Annotated in this window: 30 protein-coding genes; 13 read left to right on the top strand and 17 right to left on the bottom strand. The window is 70.2% G+C overall.

Going from position 1 to position 26,254, the window contains the following annotated elements; all coding sequences use genetic code 11:
* Position 1 precedes the first annotated feature (1 nt).
* Together ACFY1H_RS11325 and ACFY1H_RS11320 are read right to left on the bottom strand one after the other, a co-directional pair.
* Positions 2-1,174, bottom strand: coding sequence for an Ig-like domain-containing protein (locus ACFY1H_RS11325; protein ID WP_366577781.1), 1,173 nt, complete (start codon positions 1,172-1,174; stop codon positions 2-4).
* Positions 1,175-1,396: 222 nt separating this feature from the next.
* The gene (locus tag ACFY1H_RS11320; RefSeq protein ID WP_366577779.1) at positions 1,397-2,458 is read right to left on the bottom strand and encodes a UDP-N-acetylmuramate dehydrogenase; all 1,062 of its coding nucleotides are present in this window, start codon (positions 2,456-2,458) and stop codon (positions 1,397-1,399) included.
* 25 nt (positions 2,459-2,483) lie between these two features.
* Here ACFY1H_RS11320 and ACFY1H_RS11315 point away from each other — a divergent pair, with 25 nt between their 5' ends.
* From ACFY1H_RS11315 to purU, 5 genes are all read left to right on the top strand, one after another.
* Entirely contained in the window at positions 2,484-2,984 is a 501-nt protein-coding gene (locus ACFY1H_RS11315; protein WP_366577777.1) for a DUF2505 domain-containing protein, read from the top strand.
* A complete protein-coding gene (locus ACFY1H_RS11310; protein WP_366577775.1) occupies positions 2,963-3,763 on the top strand; it encodes a class I SAM-dependent methyltransferase in 801 nt (266 codons plus the stop codon). The genes ACFY1H_RS11315 and ACFY1H_RS11310 overlap by 22 nt, the downstream gene beginning before the upstream one ends.
* A 135-nt stretch (positions 3,764-3,898) precedes the next feature.
* Positions 3,899-4,687, top strand: coding sequence for a VTT domain-containing protein (locus ACFY1H_RS11305; RefSeq protein ID WP_366577773.1), 789 nt, complete (start codon positions 3,899-3,901; stop codon positions 4,685-4,687).
* Positions 4,590-5,189 carry a maleylpyruvate isomerase N-terminal domain-containing protein gene (locus tag ACFY1H_RS11300; RefSeq protein WP_366577924.1) on the top strand — a complete coding sequence of 200 codons (600 nt, stop codon included), beginning with the start codon at positions 4,590-4,592 and terminating at the stop codon, positions 5,187-5,189. Before ACFY1H_RS11305 ends, ACFY1H_RS11300 begins: the two co-directional genes overlap by 98 nt.
* 15 nt (positions 5,190-5,204) lie before the next feature.
* The gene (gene purU, locus ACFY1H_RS11295; protein ID WP_366577771.1) at positions 5,205-6,077 is read left to right on the top strand and encodes a formyltetrahydrofolate deformylase; all 873 of its coding nucleotides are present in this window, start codon (positions 5,205-5,207) and stop codon (positions 6,075-6,077) included.
* A 19-nt stretch (positions 6,078-6,096) separates the two neighbouring features.
* Here purU and ACFY1H_RS11290 read toward each other — a convergent pair whose 3' ends face one another.
* A complete protein-coding gene (locus ACFY1H_RS11290; protein ID WP_386946191.1) occupies positions 6,097-7,146 on the bottom strand; it encodes an NAD(P)-dependent alcohol dehydrogenase in 1,050 nt (349 codons plus the stop codon).
* Between the two features lie 105 nt (positions 7,147-7,251).
* Between ACFY1H_RS11290 and ACFY1H_RS11285 the strand changes: the two genes are divergently transcribed.
* Together ACFY1H_RS11285 and ACFY1H_RS11280 are read left to right on the top strand one after the other, a co-directional pair.
* Complete coding sequence (locus ACFY1H_RS11285; protein WP_366577767.1) at positions 7,252-7,854, top strand: TetR/AcrR family transcriptional regulator; 603 nt, start codon at positions 7,252-7,254, stop codon at positions 7,852-7,854.
* A gap of 11 nt (positions 7,855-7,865) precedes the next feature.
* Complete coding sequence (locus tag ACFY1H_RS11280) at positions 7,866-8,510, top strand: haloacid dehalogenase type II (RefSeq protein ID WP_386946189.1); 645 nt, start codon at positions 7,866-7,868, stop codon at positions 8,508-8,510.
* Here ACFY1H_RS11280 and ACFY1H_RS11275 read toward each other — a convergent pair.
* The 3 genes from ACFY1H_RS11275 to ACFY1H_RS11265 form a co-directional block, all read right to left on the bottom strand.
* Positions 8,503-9,516, bottom strand: coding sequence for an NADP-dependent oxidoreductase (locus ACFY1H_RS11275; RefSeq protein WP_366577764.1), 1,014 nt, complete (start codon positions 9,514-9,516; stop codon positions 8,503-8,505). The genes ACFY1H_RS11280 and ACFY1H_RS11275 overlap by 8 nt on opposite strands.
* 216 nt (positions 9,517-9,732) lie before the next feature.
* On the bottom strand, positions 9,733-10,167 hold the full coding sequence (locus ACFY1H_RS11270; RefSeq protein WP_366577763.1) for an SRPBCC family protein: 435 nt from the start codon (positions 10,165-10,167) through the stop codon (positions 9,733-9,735).
* 151 nt (positions 10,168-10,318) lie between these two features.
* Positions 10,319-11,248: an ABC transporter substrate-binding protein gene (locus ACFY1H_RS11265; RefSeq protein ID WP_366577761.1), complete on the bottom strand. Its 930-nt coding sequence runs from the start codon at positions 11,246-11,248 to the stop codon at positions 10,319-10,321.
* A 136-nt stretch (positions 11,249-11,384) separates the two neighbouring features.
* Here ACFY1H_RS11265 and ACFY1H_RS11260 point away from each other — a divergent pair, with 136 nt between their 5' ends.
* Both ACFY1H_RS11260 and ACFY1H_RS11255 read left to right on the top strand, forming a co-directional pair.
* The gene (locus ACFY1H_RS11260) at positions 11,385-12,083 is read left to right on the top strand and encodes an ABC transporter permease (protein WP_366577759.1); all 699 of its coding nucleotides are present in this window, start codon (positions 11,385-11,387) and stop codon (positions 12,081-12,083) included.
* On the top strand, positions 12,080-12,790 hold the full coding sequence (locus tag ACFY1H_RS11255) for an ABC transporter permease (RefSeq protein WP_366577757.1): 711 nt from the start codon (positions 12,080-12,082) through the stop codon (positions 12,788-12,790). The genes ACFY1H_RS11260 and ACFY1H_RS11255 overlap by 4 nt, the downstream gene beginning before the upstream one ends.
* On the opposite strand, the gene ACFY1H_RS11250 is transcribed toward ACFY1H_RS11255, so the two are convergent.
* The 6 genes from ACFY1H_RS11250 to ACFY1H_RS11225 form a co-directional block, all read right to left on the bottom strand.
* Positions 12,787-14,241, bottom strand: a complete 1,455-nt coding sequence (locus ACFY1H_RS11250; protein WP_386946863.1) for an aromatic amino acid lyase — start codon at positions 14,239-14,241, stop codon at positions 12,787-12,789. The genes ACFY1H_RS11255 and ACFY1H_RS11250 overlap by 4 nt on opposite strands.
* A complete protein-coding gene (locus ACFY1H_RS11245) occupies positions 14,241-15,257 on the bottom strand; it encodes an ornithine cyclodeaminase family protein (protein ID WP_386946186.1) in 1,017 nt (338 codons plus the stop codon). Before ACFY1H_RS11245 ends, ACFY1H_RS11250 begins: the two co-directional genes overlap by 1 nt.
* Positions 15,254-15,799 (bottom strand): YbaK/EbsC family protein, encoded by a 546-nt coding sequence (locus tag ACFY1H_RS11240; RefSeq protein WP_366577753.1) that lies wholly within the window; start codon positions 15,797-15,799, stop codon positions 15,254-15,256. Before ACFY1H_RS11240 ends, ACFY1H_RS11245 begins: the two co-directional genes overlap by 4 nt.
* A gap of 19 nt (positions 15,800-15,818) precedes the next feature.
* Positions 15,819-16,118 carry a DUF2516 family protein gene (locus tag ACFY1H_RS11235; RefSeq protein WP_366577752.1) on the bottom strand — a complete coding sequence of 100 codons (300 nt, stop codon included), beginning with the start codon at positions 16,116-16,118 and terminating at the stop codon, positions 15,819-15,821.
* A gap of 497 nt (positions 16,119-16,615) precedes the next feature.
* The gene (locus ACFY1H_RS11230; protein WP_386946183.1) at positions 16,616-17,281 is read right to left on the bottom strand and encodes a hypothetical protein; all 666 of its coding nucleotides are present in this window, start codon (positions 17,279-17,281) and stop codon (positions 16,616-16,618) included.
* The gene (locus ACFY1H_RS11225; RefSeq protein WP_366577920.1) at positions 17,278-17,685 is read right to left on the bottom strand and encodes a helix-turn-helix transcriptional regulator; all 408 of its coding nucleotides are present in this window, start codon (positions 17,683-17,685) and stop codon (positions 17,278-17,280) included. The genes ACFY1H_RS11230 and ACFY1H_RS11225 overlap by 4 nt, the downstream gene beginning before the upstream one ends.
* Before the next feature lie 140 nt (positions 17,686-17,825).
* On the opposite strand from ACFY1H_RS11225, the gene ACFY1H_RS11220 reads away from it, so the two are divergent.
* Positions 17,826-19,001 (top strand): methyltransferase domain-containing protein, encoded by a 1,176-nt coding sequence (locus tag ACFY1H_RS11220; protein WP_386946181.1) that lies wholly within the window; start codon positions 17,826-17,828, stop codon positions 18,999-19,001.
* Positions 19,002-19,069: 68 nt separating this feature from the next.
* Here the strand turns inward: ACFY1H_RS11220 and ACFY1H_RS11215 are convergent, their stop codons facing one another.
* The 4 genes from ACFY1H_RS11215 to ACFY1H_RS11200 are packed head-to-tail and all read right to left on the bottom strand — an operon-like array spanning position 19,070 to position 20,863.
* The gene (locus ACFY1H_RS11215) at positions 19,070-19,369 is read right to left on the bottom strand and encodes a hypothetical protein (protein WP_366577746.1); all 300 of its coding nucleotides are present in this window, start codon (positions 19,367-19,369) and stop codon (positions 19,070-19,072) included.
* Positions 19,370-19,419: 50 nt separating this feature from the next.
* Positions 19,420-20,058 carry an AAA family ATPase gene (locus tag ACFY1H_RS11210; protein WP_386946179.1) on the bottom strand — a complete coding sequence of 213 codons (639 nt, stop codon included), beginning with the start codon at positions 20,056-20,058 and terminating at the stop codon, positions 19,420-19,422.
* 19 nt (positions 20,059-20,077) lie between these two features.
* Entirely contained in the window at positions 20,078-20,434 is a 357-nt protein-coding gene (locus ACFY1H_RS11205) for a zf-TFIIB domain-containing protein (RefSeq protein WP_386946177.1), read from the bottom strand.
* A gap of 60 nt (positions 20,435-20,494) precedes the next feature.
* Positions 20,495-20,863, bottom strand: coding sequence for a VOC family protein (locus tag ACFY1H_RS11200; RefSeq protein ID WP_386946175.1), 369 nt, complete (start codon positions 20,861-20,863; stop codon positions 20,495-20,497).
* Between the two features lie 86 nt (positions 20,864-20,949).
* Here ACFY1H_RS11200 and ACFY1H_RS11195 point away from each other — a divergent pair, with 86 nt between their 5' ends.
* Complete coding sequence (locus ACFY1H_RS11195) at positions 20,950-21,417, top strand: CGNR zinc finger domain-containing protein (RefSeq protein WP_386946173.1); 468 nt, start codon at positions 20,950-20,952, stop codon at positions 21,415-21,417.
* Between the two features lie 252 nt (positions 21,418-21,669).
* On the opposite strand, the gene ACFY1H_RS11190 is transcribed toward ACFY1H_RS11195, so the two are convergent.
* Positions 21,670-22,968 (bottom strand): DUF445 domain-containing protein, encoded by a 1,299-nt coding sequence (locus ACFY1H_RS11190; RefSeq protein ID WP_386946171.1) that lies wholly within the window; start codon positions 22,966-22,968, stop codon positions 21,670-21,672.
* 29 nt (positions 22,969-22,997) lie between these two features.
* On the opposite strand from ACFY1H_RS11190, the gene ACFY1H_RS11185 reads away from it, so the two are divergent.
* Positions 22,998-24,164, top strand: coding sequence for a pyridoxal phosphate-dependent aminotransferase (locus tag ACFY1H_RS11185; RefSeq protein ID WP_386946169.1), 1,167 nt, complete (start codon positions 22,998-23,000; stop codon positions 24,162-24,164).
* Between the two features lie 507 nt (positions 24,165-24,671).
* Complete coding sequence (locus tag ACFY1H_RS11180; protein WP_386946167.1) at positions 24,672-26,057, top strand: hypothetical protein; 1,386 nt, start codon at positions 24,672-24,674, stop codon at positions 26,055-26,057.
* Positions 26,058-26,254 lie beyond the last annotated feature (197 nt).

Raw genomic sequence — 26,254 nt, 5'->3', positions numbered from 1 at the left:
TTCACTTGGCCGCCGACAGCGTCTTCCAGGTGGACCAGTCGTAGAACCAGTCCTTGACGTCGGAGCCGGTGGGGCTGGACAGCTGCGAACCGGTCACCTCCACGGGGTCGCCGATGAGCGCGGAGTCGAAGTAGTCCTTCGCGTCGGCTTCCAGCAGGTTGACGCAGCCGTGGGAGTTGTTGGCCTTGCCGATGTTGGCTGCGTTGTCCTGGTTTTCGTGGATGTACTCGCCGTGGTTGGAGATGCGGCAGGCCCACTTCTTGTTGACGTTCGTGTAGCCGTAACGGGCGTTGTCGAACACCGCCGTGGGCTCCTTCGACATCACGATGAACGTGCCGTTGGGCGTGTTGCGATTCACATCGGAGTCGAGGCCGTTGGCGCACGGGTAGCTCTTGTACTCGGAGCCGCCGCGGTAGACCTTCATCACGTGGTCGGGGGTGTTCACCTTCACGACCTGGTTGCGGCCGATCTTGAACTTGGTCGTGACGTCGGCCTTGCCGTAGGCGCCACCGCCGAGGTCGACGCCGTAGAGATTGGCCTCGACCTCCACGGTCGTGTTCTCCGGCCAGTACTCCTTCGGCCGCCAGTCCACCTGCGTGGGCGAGAGCCAGCCCCACGAGCCCTCGACGTCGGTCTTCACCTTCAGCGCCTTCTCCACGGCCGCGCGATCCTTCGGCGCTTCCTTGAACTTCACGCTGATCGGCATCGCGACGCCCACGTGGGCGTCGTCGGCCGGATTGAGCGTGGCGCGCAGCTGCTTGGCCGGGTTGACCGTCGCGAAGGAGCCCTTCAGCTCCACGGGGCGGTTGTCCGTACCGGTGGCCTTGGCGGCGTAGGTGTAGGTCTTTCCGTAGCCGAGGGATTCGGAGCTCTTCCAGGTCAGGCCGTCGGCCGCGAGGTCGCCCTTGACGGTGTCGCCGTCGGAGTTGGTGACCTTCACCTCGCTGAGCTTGCCGGAGGTCACCTTCACGACCACGGGCTCGCGCACGTCCGCGTCCTTCGCGTCGACGGCCGGCGTGGCGGTGATCTTCGCCACCGGGTCCACAGGCTTGCCGCCGTCCTCCCCGCTCCCGCCGAGCGGCAGCGCCGTGCCGTTCGTGGTGGTCGAACACGCGGCCGCGAGCGCCCCCGCCCCCGCGGCGAGCACCGCCTTGAACACCGTGCGCCGTTCCATCCCCGTGAACCTCCCCTTTTTCGGACCACGACGGCCCCCGCACCGGCGGATGCTTCCACGCTGTCAGCGCCGGTGAGCGACTCGACGTTACCTGCCGGCACCGGGTTCACCCAGTCCATGTGGCCCGCGTCTTGTCGACAAGACGTTTCATCCACCGGGCGGTTGCGCGGTCCGGCTGCTGGTGACGGGGTTGTGACGAGCCCAGCGCGAGGTTGGGACGAGTCAGAGCGAGCAGGCGATCAGCAACGGCTCCGGGTGCAGCGTCACCCCGAAGCGGTCACGCACGCCGTCGCGGACTTCACGGGCCAGGGTGAGCAGATCGGTCGTGGTGGCGGTGCCGCGGTTGGTCAGGGCGAGGGTGTGTTTCGTCGACAGCGAGGCACGGGCGCCGGGACCGGGGTGGCCCTTCGCGAAGCCGGCGCGTTCGATCAGCCAGGCGGCGGACAGCTTCACGCCGGCGTCGGCCGGGTACTGGGGTACGGCGACGTCCGGGCCGACGACCGCGGTGATCCGCTGCAGAACGGCCTCGGCGTCGGCCGACGGGACGATCGGGTTCGTGAAGAACGAGCCGGCGCTCCACGTGTCGTGGTCGGCCGGGTCGAGGACCATGCCCTTGCCGCGGCGCAAGCCCAGGACCGCGGCGCGCGCGGCGGCGGCGGGGACTCTCGCGCCGATCTCGACCCCGAGCGTGCGCGCGAGCTCGGCGTAGCGGATGGGCGCCGACTCGCCGGCCGGGTCCACGCGGAAGCGCACGCTGAGCACCACGCCGCTGTCAGTGCCCTTGAGCACACTGGTGCGGTAGGCGAAGCCGAGCTCGTCGGCCTTGACCGTGCGCACCTCGCGCGCGGCGCGGTCGTAGAGCTCGATCGAGACGATCGACTCCGCGACCTCGCAGCCGTACGCGCCGACGTTCTGGATCGGCGTCGCGCCGACGGAACCCGGAATGCCGGACAGGCATTCGAGCCCGCCGATGCCCGCGGCCACGAGCCCGGCCACGAACGCGTCCCACTCCTGCCCGGCGGCGGCCTCGACGACGTCGCCGTCGCGCGTCCAACCGGTGTTCGCGACCTGGATGAGCGTGCCGGGGAACCCGCTGTCGGCGACCACGAGGTTCGAACCGCCGCCGAGCAGCAGCACGCGCTCGCCGGCGGCGTCGGCCTCGCGCACAGCGGCGACGAGATCGTCGCTGGTCGTGGCGCGCACGAACCGGCGCGCGGGCCCTCCGAGGCGCAGCGTCGTGTACTCGGCGAGGCGCGGCGGCGCGGGCGTTTCGACGGGGTTCACGCTGCCTAACGGTACTGTCCGGCCCATGGGATCCCGGATCGAGCACCGTGCCGAGTTCTCCGCCGGACTCGGGGCCGTGCTGGCCGCCGTGTCCGGTGAGGACGCGCTGCGGGCGCGCCTGAAGGAGCTGGGCGGCGACAACGCCGCGCTCCTTGCACATGCTGTTGACGGCGACACCGTGCGCTACGAACTGCGGCACGGCATCGCCGCGCAGCGCCTCCCCCAGGCCGTGCAGGCGCTGCACCGGGGCGACATCGTCGTGCACCGCAAGCAGGTGTGGCAGCGCTCCGGCGACGCGTACACGGGCCAGGTCGAGGTCAGCGTGAGCGGCGTTCCGGGCGAGATCGGCGCGCAGACCTTCCTGACGCCACGCGGTGAGCGCGTGGAGTTCCGGACGTCCGGCGAGGTGACGGTGCGGATCCCGCTGTTCGGCGGGAAGATCGAGGAGTTCGTGGCCCAGCAGGTGACGAACCTGTTGGCTCGCGAAGCCGACTTCACCGCGTCGTGGCTGGCCGAGCACGCCTGAGCCCGGTGGGCGCCCCGACGAGGGGCACCACCAATCCCAATCGGTTACGCAGAGTCGATCGCTGGCTCGCGAACGACCCCGCGGTGACGCGGCTGTTGCGGCGAACGCCCGACCCGCTCGTGGTCGACCTCGGCTACGGCGCGTCACCCGTGACGACCATCGAGCTCCAGCGGTGGCTTCGCCGGGTCCGCGCCGACGTCCGGGTGCTCGGACTGGAGATCGATCCCGAGCGAGTGGCGTTCGCGCGCCGCGCCGCCGACCCTCCGTGGCTGGACTTCCGCCGCGGCGGATTCGAGCTGGCGGGCGCGCGGCCGGTGGTGGTGCGGGCGTTCAACGTGCTGCGCCAGTACGCCGAGCACGAGGTCGCCGGGGCGTGGAAGGTGATGCTCGACGCGATGCCCGACGAGGGGCTGATCGTCGAGGGCACCTGCGACGAGATCGGACGGCTGGCGTCGTGGGTCGTCGTGGGCGCGGCCGGCCCGGTTTCGCTGACGGTGTCGATGCGGCTCGCTGAGCTGGATCGTCCGTCCATTGTGGCCGAACGACTGCCCAAGGTTCTCATCCACCGCAACGTTCCCGGCGAACCGGTGCACGCGTTCCTGTCCGCTTTGGACGACTGCTGGGCCGCCGCGGCGCCGCACCGGTCGTTCGGCGTGCGGGCGCGGTGGGTGTCGGCGGTGGGCCTGCTGCGGGACCGCGGCTGGCCGCTGCTCGGCCGGCCGGAGCGCTGGCGGCTCGGGGAGCTGACGGTGCCGTGGGACAGTGTGAACCCGCTCTGAGTTGACTACACAGAGTGCCCGACTGGGCTGATCAGTGTGGGTACGAATGCGTCGTCCGGGTACGAATCCCACCTGTTCACCGACCCACCCCCGCGGTGTCACCCGGTGGTGACCTGCGGTGATCACCATGGGCGGGTGGAACTGCTTCAACACGTCACCGACCTGCTGCGCGGCGCGCTGGGTTCGCCGTGGCTCTGGGTGCTCGTGTTCGCCGTCGCGGGCTTGGACGCGTTGCTGCCGTTCATGCCCAGCGAGACGACCGTGGTGACGGTCGCGGTCCTCCTCGGGCCCGACCCGGAGCGGCTGGCGCTGCTGGCGCTCGTCGCGGCGACCGGGGCGTGGGCCGGCGACTGCCTCGGCTACGCGGTGGGCCGGGCCGCCGGACTGCGGGCGATCGCGCGGCTGCAGCGCGGGCCGTCGGGGCGGCAGCGCTACGAATGGGCGCGCGAGCAGGTGCGGCGGCAGGCGCCGTTGCTGATCATCGCCGCGCGCTACCTGCCGGGCGGCCGCGTGGCGAGCGCGCTGGCGACGGGCAGCCTCGGCTACCCGTTGCGCCGCTTCATGCCGCTCGACGCGGTCGGCGCCGCCGTGTGGTCGGTCTACAGCGTGCTCATCGGCCTGGTCGGCGGCGCGACGTTCGCCGACGAGCCGGTGAAGGGCCTGCTCCTGTCGTTCCTCCTCGGCCTCGGCTTGGTCACCCTCATCGAGTTCGGCCGCCGCCTTCGCCTGCGACGGCTACGGTCGGGCGATGCACCTGACCGAGGCGATCGACATCCACGCCGACCGGCTGAAGGCGGCGGCCCTGACGGCGGGCCCGTCCGCGCGCCTGCACAACTGTCCGAAGTGGACGATGAACGACCTGGTGACGCACCTGGTGACGGGGCTCTCGTCCACGGTCGCGGCGATCACGGACCGCCCCGCTGACCCCTTGCCGCCCGCCGACTGGGCCGACGCGCTCGGCCGGTGGGACGGCCAGCGCCTCGCCGTCCGCGAAGCCCTCCGGCTGCCTGGCGAGACCCCGGTGCGGTCGCCGTTCCCCGGCGGTGGCCTGCTGACCGTCGGCCGCTGGGCGCGGCGCCTGGCGCACGAGACGGCGATCCACCGGCTGGACGCGGAGAGCGCCCTGCCCGAGCCGCCGGCCACGCGGTACGCGGACGTCTTCGCGCTGGACGGGATCGACGAGTTCCTGACGTTCTTCGTCCCCCGCCGGGCCGCTCAGCAGGACGGCGTCGTGCGGATCGAAACCGGAGACCGGGCGTGGATGGTGGTTCTTCGCTCCGGCGAGGTGCCGACGTTGGGCGATGGCCCCGCGGACCTCACCATCACCGGCTCACCCGACGACGTCTACCGCGCCCTCTGGGGCCGGCCGAACGCCGCGCGAATGGTGGGCCAGGTCGCACTCACCGAGCCCCTCGCGGCGCCCTGACCAGCACCGGCGAGAATGGTGGGCGTGCCTGATCCCCAGCGTTACGTGCTCACCTTCGGCTGCCCCGACCGCACCGGCATCATCGCCCGCATCTCGGGCTTCCTCGCCGACCACGGCGGGATGATCGTGGAGGCGGCGTACCACACCGACCCGGACTCGGGCTGGTTCTTCACGCGCCAGGTCGTGCTGGCGGGGTCGCTGCCGTTCGACGCCGACGGGTTGCGGGCGCGGTTCGCCGCCGTCGCGGAGGAGCTGTCGGCCGAGTCGAGCTGGCAGGTGCGCGACACGGGTGAGCGGCCGCGCGCGGTCGTGCTCGTCTCGAAGGCCGGGCACTGCCTGTACGACCTGCTGGGCCGCGTCGCGTCCGGGGAGCTGGACGTGGACATCGCGGCGGTGATTGGCAACCACGCGTCGCTCGCCGACATCACGCGGGCGCACGGGATTCCGTTCTACCACGTGCCTTTCCCGGCCGACGGGAAGGCCGAGGCGTTCGCCCAGGTGCGCAAGCTCGTCAACGACTACGACCCCCACGCCGTGGTGCTGGCGCGGTTCATGCAGGTGCTGCCGGCCGATCTGTGCGACGAGTGGGCCGGGCGGGCGATCAACATCCACCACAGCTTCCTGCCGTCGTTCATCGGCGCGCGGCCCTATCACCAGGCGCACGTGCGCGGCGTGAAGCTGATCGGGGCGACCTGCCACTACGTGACGGCCGACCTCGACGCCGGCCCGATCATCGAGCAGGACGTGATCCGCGTGGACCACGGCGACTCCGTCGACGACCTCGTGCGCAAGGGCCGCGACATCGAGAAGGTGACGCTGGCGCGCGGCCTGCGCTGGCACCTCGAGGGCCGCGTGCTGGTGCACGGCAACCGGACGATGGTGTTCTGAGCGCAGGCCGCGCGGCCGGTCAGGCGCCGATCGTGGACGCGTCGATCACGAAGCGGTAGCGCACGTCGCTGTTCTCCACGCGCTCGTAGGCGGTGTTGACCTGGTCGGCGGTGATCGTCTCGATCTCGGCACCGACGCCGTGCTCGGCGCAGAAGTCGAGCATCTCCTGGGTCTCGGCGATGCCACCGATCATCGAGCCGGCGAGGATCTTGTTGCCGCCCAGCAGCGAGAAAACGTTGTACTCCAACGGCTCGCCGGGCGCACCGACGTTCACCATCGCGCCGCCGACGCGCAGCAGGCTCAGATAAGCGTCCACCGGCAGCTTCGCCGACACCGTGTTGAGCACCAGGTCGAACCGGCCGCGCAGAACGTCGAAAGTGGACTCGTCGCTGGTGGCGAAGTAGTCCTTCGCCCCGAGCTTGAGGCCGTCTTCCTGCTTCTTCAGGCTCTGGCTCAGCACGGTGACCTCGGCGCCCATCGCCGCGGCGAGCTTCACGGCCATGTGGCCGAGCCCGCCGAAGCCGACGACCGCGACCTTCTTGCCCGGGCCCGCGCCCCACTGGCGCAGCGGCGAGTACGTGGTGATGCCCGCGCACAGCAGCGGTGCGGCGACGTCGAGGCCGATGCCCTCCGGGATACGGCACACGAAGGCGTCCTTCACCACAACCTGGCGGCTGTAACCGCCGTAGGTGACCTCGCCGTCGAAGCCGACGCCGTTGTAGGTCTGCACGTTGCCCTTCACACAGAACTGCTCCGTGCCGGCGATGCAGTACTCGCACTCGCCGCACGAGTCGACCATGCAGCCGACCCCGACGCGGTCGCCGACCTGGTACTTCGTGACGCCCGAGCCGACGGCGGCGACGACGCCGGCGATCTCGTGGCCGGGCACCATCGGGAAGGTCGAGCCGCCCCACTCGTCACGGGCCTGGTGGATGTCGCTGTGGCAGATGCCGGCGAAGGCGATGTCGATCAGCACGTCGTCCGGACGCAGGTCGCGGCGCTCGATCGTCGTCGGCGCGAGCGGCTGTCCCGCGGCCGGTGCTGCGATGGCGGGCGTGGTGGTGGTCATGAAATCCTCCAGACGATTCCGGGCTCCGCCGCCCGGACCATGTAAGACCCCTCTTACATCTTCTATAGTAAGAGGGGTCTTACATCCGCGCGACCGAGATCGGGTGTGATCCACGACATGGGCGGCAAGTACCACCACGGCGACCTGCGCGCCGAGCTCGTGCGCGTGTCACTCGGCCTGATCGCCGAGCAGGGCCTGGAGGGCTTCTCCGTCGCCCAGGTCGCGAAGCGTGCGAACGTCTCCGCCGCCGCGCCGTACCGCCACTTCCCCGACCGGTCCAGCCTGCTGGCCGCCGTCGCCGCCGCGGCCGCCTGCCGCCTGCGCGACCTGGTCGACCAGGTCATCGCCGAGGAGTCCGACCCGGTCACCCGCCTGGCCTCCGCACTCGGCGCCTACACGCGTTTCTTCATCGACACCCGCCTCGGCTACGCGGTCCTCTTCGCCGACGGCCTGGCCAACCCCGAGTACACCGAGATGCACGACCAGCGCCGCGCCCTGTTCGACACGTTCCTCACCCTCAGCCTCGCCGTCACCGACGGCCACGCCGACGCCCTCGAACTCCTCGAACAGCTCAACGCCCAATCCCACGGCTACGGGGCGCTGTACCTGGACGGAGTGTCACCGCGCATGGGCTACTCGGCCGAGCAGGTGGTGGCCAAGTCGACGCGAGCGGCGCGCATCGTGATCGAGGCGTACCGGACGCAGTGAGGTGAGTGCGCATGCTCTGCGTGTTCGACGTGAACGAGACACTGCTCGACCTCCGGGCGCTCGATCCGCTGTTCCGCGAGCTCACGGGGAGCCCCACGGCACGGCAGGAGTGGTTCGCGCTGGTGGTGCACACGGCGTTGGCCGTGACGGCGGCCGGCGGGTACCGGGACTTCGCGGAGATCGCCGGGCTGGCCGCCGTGGACACCGCGGACCGGTATGGCCGTGAGCTCACGGACAACGACCTGGCCAGGATCGGCGACGGGCTGCGGTCCCTGCCCGCGCACGCCGATGTCGACGAAGCGCTCCGAACGCTCAAGCGAGCCGGCCACCAAGTCGTCGCGTTGACGAACTCGCCGCTCGCCACGGCGGAGGCGCAGTTGCAGAACGCGGGGCTCGCGAAGAGGTTCGACCGGATCTTCTCCGCACAGCAGGTGAGCCGGCTCAAGCCCGCGCCCGAGCCGTACCGGCAGGTGCTGAACGCCTACCGCACAACGAAAGCCGTGATGATCGCCGCGCACGGGTGGGATCTGGCCGGCGCCGAGGCGGTCGGCATGGAGACGGCGTTGATAGCGAGAACCGGGCAGCGAACCCTTCCGGGCCGGCCCGCCACCCACACGGCGACGAGCCTGCCCGAGCTGGCCGCCGAGATCAGCTGAGCCGCACCAGCATCTTGCCGGTGTTCGCGCCGTTGAGAAGGCCCAGGAAGGCGTCCGGCGCGTTGCGGATGCCGTCCACAATGGTCTCCGAATACTTGATCTCGCCGGAGGCCACCAGGGGCGCCACCTCGGACACGAACTGCTGCTGGAGGTGCCAGTGGTCGAGCACGAGCATGCCGCGGATCGTGAGGCGCTTGGCGATGATCTGCACCAGGTTGCGCGGCGCCGGCGTCGCCTCGGTGGCGTTGTACTGCGAGATCATGCCGCACACCGTGATGCGCCCGTGGAGGTTCATCGACGCGATGGCGGCTTCGAGGTGCTCGCCGCCGACGTTGTCGAAGTAGACGTCGATGCCCTCGGGCGCGGCGGCGGCCAGCTGCTGGGCGACGGGGCCGTCCTTGTAGTTGAAGGCCGCGTCGAAGCCGAGGTCCTCCACGAGGTGGCGGACCTTCTCGGCCGAGCCCGCGCTGCCGATCACGCGCTTGGCGCCCTTGAGCTTCGCCAGCTGGCCGACGAGCGAACCGACCGCGCCGGCCGCGCCGGAGACGAAGACCGTGTCGCCCGGCTTGAATTCCGCGGTCACCAGGAGCCCGGCGTACGCGGTGAGGCCCGGCATGCCGAGCACGCCCAGGTACGTCGAAAGCGGCGCGACGGAACCGTCGACCTTCACGACCTTCGTCGCGTCGACCACGGCGTGGGTGCGCCAGCCGAGCTGGTGCAGCACGTGGTCACCGGGCTTGAAGCCATCCACAGTGGACTCCACGACCTCACCGACCGCGCCACCGCTCATCGCCTCGCCGACCGCGTAGGGCGGCGCGTAGGACTTCGCGTCGTTCATGCGGCCGCGCATGGCCGGGTCGACGCTCATGAACACGTTGCGCACCAAGAGCTGACCTTCGGCCGGCGTCGGGATGTCGATGTCGACGACGTCGAAGTTGGCCGGCGTCGGGACGCCGTGCGGACGGGACGCGAGCCGGATCTCGGTCGCCTGGGTCGGTGCGTTCACCACTGAACTCCAAATCGAAGAGGCCTGAACCGGGGCCATCGCCCCGCATACCTTCGCCCCAACGAGCCAACCGGGGCGATCATTCCCGATTACTGATCCGGCCAAAAGTAGGCCGACCCCCCAAGCGGCACGTAACCGTTGTTACGAAGCCATTCGGCCGTGACTGTGGTCGGATTAGTAATGATCGGCACAGTGTGCCCGGCCGCGTGGCAGGCGCTACACGATCTCCTCGAGCTTGCCGAGCACGCCGTCGTAGATCTTCTTCAGCCCACCGGGCGCGAAGGTCTTCTCGAAGAAACCGCCAACGCCACCGGCGCCGTCCCAGCTCGTCTGGATCCGCACGACGCTGCCCGCGCCGGAAGGCGAAACCGTCCAGGTCGTGACCATGCTGGAGTTCGCGTCGGTCTCCACGAGGGTGCCCGGCGACGGCTCGCTCACGGTCGCGGCGACGTCGCGCACGCGCTTCGACGTGGCCTGCAGCTTCCAGCTCGCCTTGGTGCCCGCGCCCACGCCACCCTCGGTGACCTCGTAGTCGCGGTAGTGCTCGGTGAGCAGCTTCGGCCGGGTCTCGGCGTAGTCGGCGACCAGCTCGCGAACCCTGTCCACCGGCGCGTCGATCGTGCGCTCCGCGGTGGCCGTGACCTTACCCATCTCGCTCCTCAGCTGTACTGGAGAACCCCTCACGCGCCACCTTCGCACACCACCCGATCGGGCACCGCGTCACCAGGGGTTTCCCGCCGAGGGTCACACGAAAACGGGCCGCCCGGAAAGTCCCGGACGGCCCGTTTCGCGTTGCGCACGCTCAGGCGAGGCCCTGCTGCGTCAGCCAGTCCTTCGCGACGTCGGCAGCCGGGTCACCGTCGGAGTCCACGCGCTTGTTCAGCTCGCGCATCCCCTCGGTGGTCAGCTTCGCCGAGACAGCGTTGACGACGGCCGCGAAGTCGGCGCCACGCTCGTCGAGCACCTTCTTGTTCACCGCCGGCACCACGTTCTCCGTCGGCACGATCTGCAGGTCGTCCTTCAGCGCCACGTACTGCGGGTCGCCGACCAGCGGGCTCACCGAGTCGACCGGGATCACGGTCGCCGCACCGGAATTGAGCTGCTGCACGCGCGGCCCGGCTTCCTGCACGGTCTGGAACGAGGTGTTCGTCAGCTTGTAGACGTCGGTGAAGCCCTTGTAGCAAGGCAGCCGCGACTCGCACTCCGGCGGCCCGGCCATGACGACCTTGGGCAGCTTCTTGAGGTCGCTGATGCTCGTGATGCCGTTGGCCTTCGCGAGGTCGGCCTTCATGATGTAGGTGTTCTTGTCCTCGGCCGCGGCGTAGTTCAGCAGCGCGATGCCGTCCGGCGCGAACAGCTCGGTGAGCTGCTGGTGCTCACCGTCGGCCGTCTTCACCGCGTCCTTGCCGAAGCCCGTGGTGATCGCCGCGCCCTGGTACTCGGGCAGGAACTGCAGCTCACCCGACTTGAGCGACGGGTAGATCAGCTCCCGCGACCCCAGGTTCAGCTTGCGCGTGACGGGGTAGCCCTTGGCCTCGAGCGCGCCTGCGTAGATCTCCGCCAGGATCTGGCTGTCGGTGAAGTTGAACGACGCGACGACGATCGGCGCCCCGCCCTTGCTCTGCGCGGCGGGCTGGCCGCTGTCGGAGCCCCCACCCCCACCGCACGCGGTCAGACCGAGCGCGGCCACCGCCACCAGCGCGGCCGCTCGGATGTTCCGGGTCCAGCGCACGTCCCCACACTCCTCGTGTCACGAACAGAGGATTGGACCCTAACCGTGAGCCACGACAGAAACCACATACCGGGAATCACCGGCATCGAATCTCAACAACCGGAATCACAGCGCTCGAACGGGGTAACCTTCCGTGGTGCATGCGTCCGCGGTCACTCCGCTGCTCACTGAGAGCAGCCGGCCGATCTTCGAGTGGCGGTGGGTCGAGCGCAACGCCGACGCCATCGGCCAACGCCTCGGTGAACACATCGCCCTCACGGCCACGGCCCTGGGCATCGGCCTGGTGGTGTCGCTGGCGCTGGCGACGCTCTGCCTGCGTTACCGCTGGTTCTACCCGTTCGTGCTGGGCACCGCCGGTGCCCTGTATGTGATCCCGAGCCTCGGGGCGTTCGCGCTGCTGGTGCCGTTCTTCGGGCTCACGTTCACCACGGCGGTGATCCCGCTGGCCACGTACACGCTGCTGATCCTGATCCGCAACATCGTCACGGGCGTGCAGCAGGTGCCCGCCGAGGTGCGCGAGGCCGCGATCGGCATGGGCTTCACGCGCGGGCGGCTGCTGTGGCAGGTGGAGCTGCCTCTGGCGCTGCCCGTGGTGATCGCGGGCCTGCGCGTGGCCGCCGTGACCACGATCGGCCTGGTCACCGTGACGTCGCTGCTCGGCATGGGCGGGCTCGGGTACTTCATCCGCGCCGGCATCCAGACGACCACGCCGAACCCGAGCCCGATCATCGTCGGTGTGGTGCTGTCGGTGGTGCTCGCGGTGGTCGTCGACCTGTTGCTGTGGCTGAGCGAGCGCGCGCTGGCGCCGTGGGTGCGGAAGGTGCGGGCGCGATGAACGTCTTCACGCAGCTGGGCGAGTGGCTCTCGGCGCCGAACCGGTGGAGCTGGACCGACCCCGCGGGGGTCCCGTACCGGACGGTGGAGCACCTGTGGTTCTCCGTACTGTCGCTGGTGGTCGCGGCCGTGCTCACGATCCCGCTCGCGTTGTGGCTCGCGCACTACCGCCGCGGCGCGTTCCTCGCGAGCAGCGCCGTGAACATCGGCCGCGCGATCCCGAGCTTCGGCCTGATCATCCTGTTCTGGTTCCTGGCCAGCCGCTGGGGTGCGGACACGGACTTCTGGCCGCTGCTGCTCGCGCTCGTCGGGCTGGCGCTGCCGCCGCTGTTCACCAACACCTACGCCGGCGTGGTGCAGCTGGAGCAGGAGACGATCGACGCGGCGCGCGGCACGGGCTATCGCGAGTGGCAGATCATGCTGAAACTGGAGCTGCCGCTGGCCTCGCCCGTGATCGTGGCGGGTGCGCGGGTGGCGTTCCTGCAGCTGGTGGCGACGGTCGCGATCGGCGCCATCGTCAACGACGGCGGCGGCCTCGGCCGCTACATCGTCGACGGCTTCGCCGAAGGCGCCCAGGGCTACGGCGAGATCTTCGGCGGCGGGCTCGCCGTGATCATCCTGGCTCTGTTGTGCGAAGGGATCTTCGCGTTGCTGACGCGCTGGGCGACGCCGAAGGGTGTCGCGCTGCAGACGGCTCGACGCGACTAGCCGAGGTCCCTGAGGTCGTTGAAGTACGCCTGGCGACAGGCGGCCACGAGCCGTTCGACATCCGGGCCCAGCGGCCGGTCGACCAGGACCGGCGGCACGCGGTCGGTGATCCACTCGTAGATCGCGTGGAGCCCGGGGCTGCCGGGACCGTCGGCGAGGTGGCGGGCCTGCGCGCCGGCGATCAGTTCGCACGCGGTGATCGCGAAGACGTGGTCCACGGCCACTTCCAGCTCGTGGCCCGCGGCCCAGGCGAAGGCCTGCACGTCCTCCTGACCGGCGGAGGTGTCCAGTGAGCCGGGTGTCGCCGGGGCGGCGAGGCGGCGCAGCGAGTGCAGCTCGCCGACCGCGCGCTTGTGCAGCGGCGTCAGGCCGGCCTGCGGCCCGGGGTCCACGGCCAGCTGCGGGGGCAAGCCGCTGAACTGCGGGTCGAGGAGCCGGTGGAGGCGCTGCACGGAGATCTCGCCGGCGTGCACGAGCGCGGCCTTCATCGCGTCCATCCGCAGCCCGAGCTCCGCGGCGTGGTAGCCGGTCGTGGGCACGAGCTTTCCATCCACAAAGGACGGTGAGTCGTCCGGCGTCACCCAGGTTTCCCGGAGCGTTTCGACGAGATCGGCGCACACCTGGTCCACGAAGCCGATCACCCGCGGGCCGACCCGCACCGAAACCGGCGCCTGGACGACCGGGCGCGCGGCGGAGCCGCTGGTGAGGGACAGTACTTCGGACAGCACGGCTTGGGCGTGCCGGTTCGCCACCGGATAGCGGTACACCTCACGCGGTGCGCCGAGCACGTCGACGGAGATGGCTGCGCACAACGTCTGCAGGTCGACCAGCTGCTGCACGCGGCCCGACAGCGTCCACGCGTAGGCCTGGGCCAGCGGGGAGCCCTGGATGAGGCTCGCGCCTTCCTTGGGGCCGAGCTTGAGCGGCGGCGTGTTCCGGTCGGCCAGCGCGGTCGCGGCCGGCGTGAGCACACCGTCCTCCAGGACCGAGCCGAGGCCGGTGAACGTCTGGAACGCGTGCGCCAGCGGGATGATCTCGCCGGCGCTGCCGAGGCCGTCGCGAGGGACAGCGGGGAGGAAACCGTCGTTGAGGCGGTCGGCGAGGAACGTCACGAGCTCGGGGCTCACGGCGGCGTCGAGCCGGAGGAACCCGCGCAGACGCATCAGCAGGAGCGCGCGGGTGAGCTCCGCCGACAGCCACGGCGGGCCGCCGACGGCGCGGCCGACCAGCAGGTTGTGCTGGTGCTCGGCCTGCTGGGCGGCGGTGAGCTTGACGCCGGCGAGGCGGCCCATGCCGGTGTTGACGCCGTAGACCGGGCCGTCGGCGGCGTCGAGCACGGCCAGCATCGCGGCGCGGTTCTCTTTGACGCGCCGGAGCAGGTCCGGGTGCAGTTCGAGGGGTTCTCCCGGCTCGCTGCCGGCCGCCAGGACGTCGGCGGGTTCGCGGACGATCACCGGTACGGCAGCATCGTGCCGACGTCCGCCGCTTCCGCGCGTTGCAGGATCATGTGCGCGACAGCGACGTCCGTTGTGGACAGTCCGCGGTGCCAGAAGAGGATGCGCTCGTCGTCGCTCTCGCGGCCGGGCCGGTTGCCCGCGACGACGTCGCCGATCTCGGCGTGCACGCCGCTTTCCGTGAGCAGCCCGGCGTTGAGGTGCGGCCGCAGGGCGCCGAAGCGGGGGTTGCCCGACTGCGACTCGCGCCAGTTGTCGACCACGACCTTGTCCACGGCGTCGAGCAGCGTGAGCTCCAGGGCACTGATGGTGCCGTAGGGCACGAGGAACGCGCCGGGCCGCAGGAACTCCTTGCGCACCAACGCTTCCGGCTCGGTCAGGCGGGAGGCCTCCACGAGCACGTCGGCGCCGTCGAGGGTTTCGGCAGCGGTTTCGCAGACGCGGACCTGCTTGCCGAGGTGCTCGGTGAGCCGTTGCGCGAAGTCCTCGCGGGACTCGGGGCGCTTGCTGGTCACGCGGATCTCGTCGAAGTCGAACAGCGAGTCGAGCAGCACCACGTTCCACCACGCCGTGCCGCGCGCGCCGACGTGGCCGAGGATCTTCGAACCGGGCCGCGCCAGGTGTTTCGCGCCGACGGCCGTCATCGCGCCCGTGCGGGCCTCGGTGATCATGGTGCCGTCGACGATCGCGCGCGGCATGCCCGTCTCGGGGTCGAGCAGGAGGATCAGGGCCATCTCGCTGGGCAGGCCGCGTTCGAAGTTGCCGACGAAGTCGCCGACCACCTTCACGCCGCTGACCTGCTTGGCCGAGAGGTGGCCGCGCAGGATGTTGAAGTGGCCCTTGCCGCCGTTGTCGGGCACGAGGTGCGTGCGCGGCTCGAACACGACGTCACCGCGGCCGTGGTCGACCAGCACGTCCTCGACGGCGCCCACGATGTCGGCGTTGGTGATGCCGAGGCTGTCGATGTCGTCGCCGGTGAGGTAGCGGAGCCAGACTGAGTGCGGCCCAGTCACCGGGCGAGGTCCTCGATGACCTCGGCGTTGGGCAGCGTCTGCAGGGCGGCGCCGGAGATGAGGAGCTTGCTGCCGCGGATACCGCTGCCGATCACGAGCTCCGGCGCGGCGGCGACGCGGGCGTCGATGAGGATCGGCCACTCGGCGGGCAGGCCGACGGGTGTGATGCCGCCGTACTCCATGCCGGTGAGGGACACAGCCTCGTCCATGGGCGCGAACGACGCCTTGCGCACGTCGAGGCGGCGTTTGATCACGCCGTTCACGTCGGCGCGCGTGGTGGCGAGCACCAGGGCCGCCGCGAAGCGCACCTCGCCGGCCCGCTTGCCGGCGACGACGACACAGTTGGCCGACGCGTCGAGGGGCGAGCCGTACGTCTCGCAGAAGGCCGCGGTGTCCGCGAGCTCGGGATCGATCTCTGTGACGCCGACCGCGTCGGGCTCCGCGAGGGCGGCGAGCGCCTTCGCGACGGGTTCGGCGAGCAGGTCGGTACGGGTGGGCGCGGGGACGACCGTGAGGCTCCCGGCGATGGTCCAGGTGGTCACATCAAGAGAATCTACGCGGCTACCAGTTGCGGTTGCCCCGCTGCACCTCGATCAGCCGCGGCCGCACATCCACGATGTACACGAGCGCGGCCGCCATCGCGGGCACCCAGAAGATGAACCCGGCCCCGCTGACGTTGCTGCCGAACAGGACCAGCGCGACCGTGGCACCGCCGGTGATCAGCAACCAGATCGGCTTGGTCTTGCGGTCGGCCGCCTGGTACGCGTCCGAGCGCTGCAGCAGCGCGTGAACGAAGGCGAAGAGCCCGACCAAGGCGCTGCCCCAGTGGATGATCTGAAGTATCCAAGCGGCAACCAGCACGCGCCCCAGCTTACGGCAAACCACCCAACGCGCCCGTGGCCCGGCAGTTCACCGACGCCGGAGGGCGGGGGTGGTGTGACGTAGTTCTCTTTGTGGTGGCGGTGTTGCGTTCGGGCGTGCGGCTCGGATTGCCGACGCGGTGGTGTGGCGGACGCCGGAGGCTCCTTCGAGCTGGCTTGCGGCGGGCTGCCGGTGCCCGGAGGCTGCGGCCAGTCGTGCGCGTTGCCGGTGTTGGTGTGTCCCCGCGGCCGCATTGCGGCCCGCGCTCAGCCTCCGCGCCGTCGCCGGTTCTGGCGCAGCTCACTGCTCGGAGGCTCCGGCAGTGACGGCGCGCTGGGAACCCGGCTGGGGTCGTTGCCGATCTTGGCGCTCGACTCGGCGCAGGCCACCGCGACGCGCGCCGTGCCCACTCCTGCCTGCCCAACCACACAAAGCCCGCTCCCCGGCGGCCGACCTGTCGAGGTGGCGCCGGGGAGCGGGCGGTGTCGTGCGAGGGCTTACTTCTCGGTCTTCGGCTCGGTGGCCGGCTTCTTCGCGACCGTCGTGGTGGTGCGGCGGGCGGGCGAAGCGGTCTTCGGCGCCGTGCGGTTGGCGGCCTTGCGGGCGACCGAGCGGGTCTCGTGGGCGAGGTCGTCGCCGAGGTCCTCGACGGCCGCGGCGGTCTCGTCGGCGACCTCGGTCACCTTGCGGGCGGTCTTCTCGCCGGCGGAGCGGGTGCGCTTGGTGACCTTGGCCAGCACGCCGTCGACGCGCTCGCGGGTCTCGCCGGCCAGGCCGTCCACGCGCTCCTGCGCGGTGGTCAGCGCGTCCTCGAGCTGGTCGAGGGCCTTCTTCACCTGCGGCTGCGCGGAGATCTTGTCCCAGGTCTGCTCGCCGGACTCGGCCAGCTTGTTGTAGAGCTTGAGCGCGGCCTCGGTGTACTCGTCGATGACCTTGCGCAGCTCGGCCGGGTCGAACTTGCCGCGGAGGCTCTCGACGTCGGTGGGCAGCTCTTCGAGGTTCTTGCGGGCGTGCTCGCCGCTCTTGCGCGCCTTCGCAACCGCGTCGGTCACGGCCTGGCTCGCGAGGTTGCCGGCGCCGAGCGCGGCGAGCAGCGGGGTGCGGACCTGGTCGATGGCGGTGCTGACGACCTTGCGGACGTCCTCGGTCTTGGGCGTGGTCATGCCGACTCCTCTGTGGTGTCGTGGGTGGTCTTGGTGGTTGTCGGTTCAGCGGGCGTGCCGGCGGCGTTCTCCCGCCGGAAGGACTCGTAGACGTCGAGCAGAACCTGCTTCTGCCGCTCGGTCAGCACGGTGTCGGCGCGAATCGCGTCGCCGACCGGGCCGCCCGTGGGCACGTCGAGGATTCCTGCCTGCACGTACAGCGCTTCGGCCGAAATCCGCAGACCTTTGGCGATCTGCTGCAGGATCTCCGCGCTGGGTTTGCGGACCCCGCGCTCGATCTGGCTCAGGTACGGATTGGACACGCCGGCGAGCTTCGACAACTGGCGCAACGAAATCTTCGCCGAACTCCGCTGCTGGCGGATGTACTCGCCGATGTCGGAGGCGATGTCCGCGACCTTCTCCATCGGGTTCTGGGTCCCGCCGGGTTCTGTCATCCGGTCACCTCCTCGCGACACTTCCGACCGTACGCGGACGTGCTAGCTATTGCAAGCACTCTGCTTGCACCATCGGGTGTGGTTCCGCTCACCCGGCTACGGTGGTCCCCATGGCGACTCAACGGTTGCGCCGCAGGCTGGTCAGACACCTGGTCGAGGAGGACGTGCTCCACGACCCGAAGTGGGTCGACGCCTTTCGCAGCGTGCCGCGCCACGTGTTCCTGCCGCGGTTCTTCACGCGCGTCGACGAGGGCTGGGCGGCTGTCGACCGTGACGATCCCGGGTGGCTGGAACGCGTCTACTCCCCCGACGTCCTGGTGACGCAGCTCGACGACGACTCGTCCCTGTGGGAGAAGGCCCGGCGCAACGGGCCCATCGACGGAGTGCCGACAAGTTCTTCGAGCATGCCGGCGATCATGGCGATCATGCTCGAAGAGCTGCGCGTGGAGGACGGGCAGCGGGTGCTGGAGATCGGCACCGGCACCGGGTACAACGCGGCTTTGCTCAGCCACCGTTGCGGATCCGGTTCGGTGTCCACTGTGGACGTCGATGCGGGACTGGTTTCGGCCGCGCGCGGACATCTGCAGGAGGCGGGGTACGCGCCGTCGTGCGAAGTCGGCGATGGGACGCTGGGTTTTCCGGCGGGGATCATGTTCGACCGGGTGCTGTGCACGGCTTCGGCTTCTTCGGTGCCGCCGGCCTGGCTCGAGCAGACCGTGCCGGGCGGGTTGGTCGTGACGACGTTGAACCGGCCCCTGGGCGCGGGGTTGGTTCGCCTGGTCGCCGGTCCGGGCGCAACGGGCCACGGCCGGGTTTTGACTCGCGACGGTCGTTTCATGCCCCTGCGCGGGCACCGCCTTCCCGCCCCAGCTGCCCTGCCCCCGCTCGCCGCCTCGGATTGGCGACCGTCGAAGCTGCCGATCGAGTTGCTGCTGAAGCCGCGCTTGCAGTTCGAGTTCTTCGCTTCCTTGGAACTCCCGGGCGTCCAGCCAGTCCGCGAACTCCCCGACGGCTCGAGCAACCCGGTTTCCTCGGGCGACCCCCACGTGGGGGCCTTCGCCCTCACCCACCCCGACGGCTCGTGGGCCCGCTTCCGCGCCCACGGCGACACGTTCGAAATCGCCGAAGGCGGCCCCCGGGGCCTGTGGGAGCTCGCCGAGCGCGCCCTCGTCCTGTGGAACTCCCTGGGCCGCCCGGAACGCGACCGCTTCGGCCTGACCGTGGACGGTTCGCGGCAGGAGTTCTGGCTGGATGAGCCGGACGGGCTTCGGTGGGAGCTGAATTAGGTCGGACCCAACCGCTGCTTGTCGATCCGATTGAAGCCGCTACGTCCGTAGCGGCGCGAGCGCCGTGCTCATTCCTCGGCCGCGATCGAGCCCGGAATCCCCACCTGCCTGGCCACCTCGGCCGCGGCCCAGGCGACATCGAGCGCCTCCCCCGTGCGGATCACGGTGCGGCCGTCGTAGCGGGCCCAGCACCACGCGCCCCTGGCGTCGAGGTTGCCGTGCTCGTCCATCCCGCGCGTGCCCAGGCTGATGCGGCCACCGTCGATCGTCGTGACCCAGACCGACGGGTCGGTGCCGCTCGGGTGGTCGATCGCGTAGCGCGCGACGCCGGCCGCCAGCAGAGCCTCGATCACGTCGTCCGCGTTCATGGGACGGACGTTACCCACGGACGTTCAAGACCGAAGCCATTTCCCGGCCGCTAGCCGGTCAGGTTCGACCTGACCCACTTCTCCACCTGGGTGACCACATCGTCGAGCGAGGCGACGGTGGTGTCGAGGTACGGGACCTGGCTGCGGATCCACTGGTTGAACTCGAGCATCTCGTCGATGCGCGGCTCATCCCATTCGCGCCAGGCAGGGCGGGCGCGCAAGCGTTTGCGGAGGACCGCGTCGTCGGCGACGAGGGCGAGGTAGTGCACGTCGGAGAAGAAGACACGCTCCGGCAGCGGCTCGACTTCCTGCGGGGCGACGGTGCCGCACAGCACGACCGGACGGCCGTTCTGGTGCAGCATCGCCGCCATGCGGAGCCAGGCCGCGCGGAACGCCGGGATGTCGTCCCGGAGAGCGCCGGCCCACAGGACGTCCTGCTCCAGCACCACCGCGTCCCCGGCCAGCCGCGCCGCCAGCGCCGGGCCGACCGTGGACTTGCCCGCGCCGCTCGGACCCGTCAGCGCGAACAGCGGCAACCGCCGGAACGGCCACCGATGTCCACAGAGGACACACTCCAGCACCGCACCCTCGGCCCGCGGGCGTTCGGCCCGATCGCCGCACGCGGGACAAATCCGCAGGTCGAGGGCGGGCACCGGGTCAAGAGCCGACGCCGAGCCCGGGCCGCTCATCGGATCGACGACAGGCAACTCAGTCGAACAGGTTCTCGAGGAAGCTGCGCTTGCGGTGGCCGTGCGGGCGAGGCGAGTCGGCGTAGCCGCGGTGGCCGCCGCCGTAGGGCCGTGGGGAGTCCGAGTACCCGCCCCCGTACGGCTTGGGCGAGTCCGAGTACCCGCCGCCCCGGTAGGGCCGAGGCGAGTCCCCATGGCCGCTCCGGTACGGGCGCGGCGAGTCCGCGCGCGCATAACGCGGTGGCGGCGTCGGCACCCCGCCGTAGTACGAGCTCTCCGCCCCGGCGATCTGCTCCAGCTCACCGTGGTCCAAGAAGATCCCCCGGCAGGCTTCGCACTGTTCGATGTGGATGCCGTTCTTGTCGACGGTCCGCATCCGGTTCTGACACTTCGGACAAATCACGCATCCGAGACTACGCAGATTCCGCCCGGCGCGTCAGCAGGCGCACAGGCAGAACGGATGACCCACCGGATCGGCGTAGACGCGGAAGGTCGAGGGCGAGTCGTCGAGCAGCTTGGCGCCCAGCGAGAGCACGCGCGTGTGCGCGGCTTCGAGGTCGGCCACGTCCAGGTCGAGGTGCGCCTGCTGGGGTTGCGAAGCCGAGGGCCATTCGGGGGCGCGGTAGTCCGTGACCTGCTGGAACTCCAGCCGAGCGCCGCCCGCCGGGTTGACGAGCCGGGCCCAGCCGCCGTCCTCGTGCACGTCAGGTTCGGGCCAGTCGAGCACCGCGCGGTAGAAGCCGGCGAGCGCGGCGGGGTCCGGGCAGTCGAAGACGGTCGAGCCGAATGTCGGAACAGCACCCATGATCGTGACTCCCTCCAGTAACCAGTATTCGGAGTATGGGAGTTATCAGCCGACGAAGCAACCACCCTCGCTCGTACACTGGTTGCGTGCACACCGACGCGACCCTGGTGGTGGACTTCCTCAACACCGTCGACATCGAGCGCGGCGAGGACCTGCTGGACGACCCCGGGCTGTGGCAACGCTGGTCCGCCCAACGCGGCGTCTCCCCGAGCAACGCGGACGAAGCCCGCGCCATCCGCGACGCGCTGCGCGCCGCCGTCGGAGATCCGCGGCTCCCCGTGGAGCAGCTCGAAGTCCCGCTGACGTTCTCGCTCGACAACCAGGGACCCCAGCTCCTGGGGACAACCGCCGTCTCCGCGGTGCTGGTCGCCGCCACCCGGCTCTCCATCCGCGGCGACTGGGTCCGGCTCAAGATCTGCCCGGCCGACGACTGCTTCGAAGCCTTCTACGACGAGTCCCGCAACCGCTCGCGCACGTGGTGCTCAATGCGCGTCTGCGGCAACCGCGAGAAGGCCCGCACCTGGCGCGCCCGCGCGACGGGTGTGCACAACTGAGGACCTGTGGACAACTCGTGCACAGCCACCAGATATGCACGTGCAGACGCACCGGATCCCCACAACTTGTGGATGGGTGTTAGGCCAGATCCGTGAAAAGTTGTGGATAACCCGGGGGATAACTCAGCTTCCTGTGGACAACTGGTTTGAAGCTCCCCCACGTGTGGTATACGCACCGGCTGCGCATGAGCAGCCACGCTCCGGCCACCTCAGAACCGTGACGAACCCCGACAAAACCGAGAAAAGACCAGGTCAGAACAGCAGCTGGGCCACCGTGTAGATCACCAGGCCGGCCAACGCGCCCACCACCGTGCCGTTGATGCGGATGAACTGGAGGTCGCGCCCGACCTGCAGCTCGATCTTCCGCGACGTCTCCTCGGCGTCCCAGCGCTCGACGGTGTCGGTGATGATCGTGGTGATCTCCTTCGAGTAGTTCTTCACCAGGTACGCCGCCGCGCCCTCGACCCAGCTGTCCACCTTCGACGCCAGCGAGTCGTCCGTGATCAGCCGCTCGCCCAGCGACTGCAGGCCCGCGCGCACGCGTCGGCGCAGTTCACTCGACGGGTCCTCGGCCGCGTTGAGCAGCATCTCCTTCGCCGTGGCCCACGCGTTGCCGATCAGCTTCTGCACCTCGTCGTGGTGCACGATCTGGCCCTTGACCTGCTCGGCGCGCTCCATGGTCTTCGGGTCGTTCTGCAGGTCCTGCGCGAACTCGCCGAGGAACTTGTCCAGCGCCAGGCGCATCGGGTGGTTCACGTCGGTCTTCACGGCCCACGCGAACGACAGCACCTCGCCGTACACCTTGTCCGCCAGCATCTCGTCGACGAACTTCGGCGACCAGCTCGGCGCGCGGTCGGAGACGACCCGCAGCATCGCCTGGTGGTTGTCGCGCACCCACTCGTACGCGCGGTCGCACATCAGGTCCACGAGCTTGTGGTGCGCGCCGTCCTCGAACACGCCCTCGAGGATCTTGCCCAGCGGCGGGCCCCACGGCCGGTCGACGATCCGCTTGACCACGGCCTGTTCCATGATCGCCTGCACGTCTTCGTCGCGCAGCACCGTCACGGCGCCGCGCACGACCGTGGCCAGCTCCGACGTCACGCGCTCGGCGTTGTCCGGCTGCGAAAGCCACCCGCCGAGGCGACGCGAGATCTCGACGCGCTTGAGCTTGTCGCGGATCACGTCCTCGGAGAGGAAGTTCGAGCCGACGAAGTCGCCCAGGCTGTTGCCGAGCTGGTCTTTCTTGTTCGGGATGATCGCCGTGTGCGGGATCCGCAGGCCCAGCGGGTAGCGGAAGAGCGCGGTGACGGCGAACCAGTCGGCGAGCGCGCCGACCATGCCGGCTTCCGCCGCCGCCTTCACGTAGCCGACCCACGCGGGCCAGCCGGCCGACTCCGCCCAGCTCGTGAGCAGGAAGACGACCGTGGCGCCGAGGAGGAAGGACAGCGCGACCTGCTTCATCCTCCGCAAGCCGCGCCGTTTTTCCGCTTCACCGGCGGCGCCACCGGGCGGGTCTGCGGGCGTGACCTTGGCTGGGGTGAGTTGCTCCACGACGCCATTGTCCGTGAGGATGCGTTTTCGTGCGTGAACCAGCTCTCGTCCCCCGCCTCCGCCCCTTCACCGCGACGATCTTCGCCGAGATGACGGCGCTCGCCGTGAAGCACGGCGCCGTGAACCTCGGCCAGGGTTTTCCCGACACCGACGGGCCCGCCGGCATGCTCGAAGCGGCGAAGAACTCCCTGTTCGGCGGCGACAACCAGTACCCGCCGGGCCCGGGCCGCCCCGAGTTGCGCGCCGCCATCGCGCGCCACCGGCTGCGCTACGGCACCGAGTACGACCCGGACACGGAAGTCCTGGTCACGGCGGGGGCGACCGAGGCCATCACGGCCGCGCTCATCGCGCTGACGGAGGCCGGCGACGAGGTGATCGTGGTCGAGCCGTACTACGACTCCTACGCCGCGGCCGTCGCGATGGCCGGCGCCCAGCGGCGGGTGATCGGCCTGGTCGAGACCGAAGACGGGCGTCTCGAGCTCGACCTCGACGCCCTGCGCGACGCCATCACGCCGCGCACCCGCGCCGTGCTGCTGAACTCGCCGCACAACCCGACCGGCACCGTGTTCTCGCGCGCGCAGCTGGAGGCCGTGGCGGCGCTGTGCGTGGAGCACGACCTCATCGCGGTGACCGACGAGGTCTACGAGCACCTCGTGTTCGACGACGCGGCCCACATCCCGCTCGCCACGCTGCCCGGGATGCGCGAGCGGACGGTGTCGATCTCCAGCGCCGGCAAGACGTTCAACTGCACCGGCTGGAAGATCGGCTGGGTCTGCTCGTCGCCGGAGCTCGTGGCCGCAGTGAAGGCGGCGAAGCAGTTCATCACGTTCGTCTCGGGCGGCCCGCTGCAGCCGGCCGTGGCGTACGCGCTGGACCACGAGCTGCCGTGGGTCGAAGAGCTGCGGACGAGCCTGCAGGACAAGCGCGACCGGCTGTCGGCGGGACTCGCGGACGCGGGTTTCGCCGTGCGGCCCAGCAGCGGCACGTACTTCGTGACAGCCGACGTCCGTCCACTCGGGTTCACCGACGCCGCGGAGCTGGCGTGGGAGCTGCCCGAACGCGTCGGCGTCGCGGCCGTGCCCGTCAAGGTGTTCACAGATCACCCGGACGAGTGGAAACACCTGCTGCGGTTCGCGTTCTGCAAGCGGAACGAAGTCATCGACGAGGCCGTCGCGCGATTGCGGCAACTCGTCTGACCACTGCGGTTACCGAATCACGAGTTGCGAAGCGGTTACGCTCCAGATTCGTCGACGGTGCGTTAGTGATTCGATACCGAGAGTATGTTTTCGAGGTGAAACATCAGGTCAACGACCGTGCACGCGTCCGCCCGGATGGCCGCAGAGGGTCCTGTCGGGCACACGCTCAGTGATCAACTTCGGCTGATCGGACACCGGAGCCGGTAAGTCCGTTCCGCCTTACGGGGTGGATCGAACGCAGGGAAGATGAAACACTCGCGACCGGTGCTAGAAAGAGTGCAGCCCCGGGGGAACTGCGACCTGGCCGGAGAAGAACCCCAGTTGGATCAGTCTCGTGCGGCGGCCGCATGAGCTTCAGGCGCGGACGGTGGTGGTGGCGTGAGCGACATGGCAGCCGCACGCACCGACGCACCACTCGTGAGCAGCGCTGATCCCGGGCTGACCCCTTCTGTTGTTCTGCCGGCCGGTGTTCCGAGTGGCCGCGCTTCGGTGTCTTCTGTGTCTCCGGTGCCTGCAGTGCGCCGGCCGCGGCCGTGGGCGGCCCCGTTGGCGAGGCCGGCCGCGCGGATCGCGCTGGCAGGCGGGTTGACGTTGGCCGGGTGGCTGCTCGGCGCGTTGATCGCCGGAGCCGGGGCGGAAGCGGCGGAACAGCCGCACGGGGACGCATCCGGGAACACGGCCGTGACCGCGCCGGGGCACACCGGGCACGGCGAGGCTCGGGAGCACCGTCGAGAGCCGCACGGACATCCGTGGCACGGCGCTTCGACCGGGTCCACTGCGGACTCGAGTGCCGCGGGGACTTCCGGTGACAGCAAGGGTTCGACCGGCAGCACCGGCTCGGATGCCGCGGCAACGGGCACTTCCGGCACAAGCACTTCCGGCGAGACCACCTCCGGCACGAGCGCCTCGGACACGAGTACTTCCGGCACGGACGCCGCCAAGCCGAGCGCTTCCGGCACCAGCGCTTCCGACGAGAGCACGTCGGACCAGACCGCGACGCCCGCCGTTTCCGGCGACAGCACCGACTCCGGGGCCACGACCGGCGCGAGCCAGGGCGGCGCCACCGCCGGCTCCGATCAGGTCGGGCCTGACGGGTCCGCCGGCGCGAAGCAGCACGAGACCGGCGACTGCGACGGAACGCACCACAGCGCAACCGACCAGACCACCAGCGATCCCAGCACTGCGACGGATCCCAGCGCCACAGACGCGCCGCTGCGCGTCACGCCGTCGCACCAGGATGGGCTGCTCGGCGGGTTGCTCGGGGGCGTACTCGGACTGGTCGACACCACCGTGCACTCGATCACCGGTGTGGTCGGGACCGTGGACGACGTCGGGGGAACCGTGTTGCCGCCGGTCACGACGGTGCCGAGTGGGGATGACGCACCGCCGTTGATCCCGATCGGAGACGTGCTCGGCCCGGTGTTCTCGGGTGGGACGGTGAGCGGCGGGGTCACGGCGACCGTGCCGGAGCTGACCGCCCAGCCCGCCGAGGTGGTGAGCGCCGTCGTGCCGGTGATCGTGCCGCAGCCGGCGCCGGTGACCGTGCCGAAGGCGGCCGGGCTGGTGCACTACCCGAGCGTCGTGCACCTGATTCCCGTGCAGCAGCGCAGCACCGGCGCGCAGCCCGCGCACAACGAGAACTCCCGCGTCGGCGTCACAGGTGGCGGCGGCAGCGGGGGCGGCGGTGGCCTGCCCGCGGCGCCCAGCGCGCCCGTCGCGCCGACCACCACCGCCAACCCGGGCCACGACGGCCCGGGCGGCGCACGGCAGCCGTTCGCCGTCGTCGGGGACAGCGTGACCACCACGCAGCTCAAGCTGATCGGCGTCAGCCGCGACCACGAGGTCGCCGGCGCGGGCAGGGACGCAGCCCTGCCCACCACCTCCCCGGACTGACCGGCACCCGGTCCACCGGGGAGAGCCACGTCCAAACCAAGATCAACTTCTTGGAGCGCGCGCCCGTTCGCTGCGCCTGGCTCACCCTTTCGCACCAGTCATTCGACGTGTCATTCCACGCGTCAATCCAGGTGTCACTCCAGGTGTCACTCCAGGTGTCACTCCACAAGGGGCGATCCATGCGTACGACCAGCCTT

The organism is Amycolatopsis sp. NPDC001319 (assembly GCF_042896185.1).
Taxonomy (GTDB): domain Bacteria; phylum Actinomycetota; class Actinomycetes; order Mycobacteriales; family Pseudonocardiaceae; genus Amycolatopsis.
This window is presented reverse-complemented; position numbering and strand designations above follow the sequence as displayed.

Bases quoted from the DNA above. Each gene is read 5' to 3' on its own strand.
- ACFY1H_RS11325 (WP_366577781.1), bottom strand. From the start codon at position 1,174: ATGGAACGGCGCACGGTGTTCAAGGCGGTGCTCGCCGCGGGGGCGGGG.
- ACFY1H_RS11280 (WP_386946189.1), top strand. From the start codon at position 7,866: ATGCTCTGCGTGTTCGACGTGAACGAGACACTGCTCGACCTCCGGGCG.
- ACFY1H_RS11315 (WP_366577777.1), top strand. From the start codon at position 2,484: ATGGGATCCCGGATCGAGCACCGTGCCGAGTTCTCCGCCGGACTCGGG.
- ACFY1H_RS11200 (WP_386946175.1), bottom strand. From the start codon at position 20,863: ATGGGTGCTGTTCCGACATTCGGCTCGACCGTCTTCGACTGCCCGGAC.
- ACFY1H_RS11290 (WP_386946191.1), bottom strand. From the start codon at position 7,146: ATGACCACCACCACGCCCGCCATCGCAGCACCGGCCGCGGGACAGCCG.
- ACFY1H_RS11210 (WP_386946179.1), bottom strand. From the start codon at position 20,058: ATGAGCGGCCCGGGCTCGGCGTCGGCTCTTGACCCGGTGCCCGCCCTC.
- ACFY1H_RS11270 (WP_366577763.1), bottom strand. From the start codon at position 10,167: ATGGGTAAGGTCACGGCCACCGCGGAGCGCACGATCGACGCGCCGGTG.
- ACFY1H_RS11225 (WP_366577920.1), bottom strand. From the start codon at position 17,685: ATGGAGAAGGTCGCGGACATCGCCTCCGACATCGGCGAGTACATCCGC.
- ACFY1H_RS11230 (WP_386946183.1), bottom strand. From the start codon at position 17,281: ATGACCACGCCCAAGACCGAGGACGTCCGCAAGGTCGTCAGCACCGCC.
- purU (WP_366577771.1), top strand. From the start codon at position 5,205: ATGGTGGGCGTGCCTGATCCCCAGCGTTACGTGCTCACCTTCGGCTGC.
- ACFY1H_RS11220 (WP_386946181.1), top strand. From the start codon at position 17,826: ATGGCGACTCAACGGTTGCGCCGCAGGCTGGTCAGACACCTGGTCGAG.
- ACFY1H_RS11215 (WP_366577746.1), bottom strand. From the start codon at position 19,369: ATGAACGCGGACGACGTGATCGAGGCTCTGCTGGCGGCCGGCGTCGCG.
- ACFY1H_RS11205 (WP_386946177.1), bottom strand. From the start codon at position 20,434: ATGCGGACCGTCGACAAGAACGGCATCCACATCGAACAGTGCGAAGCC.
- ACFY1H_RS11255 (WP_366577757.1), top strand. From the start codon at position 12,080: ATGAACGTCTTCACGCAGCTGGGCGAGTGGCTCTCGGCGCCGAACCGG.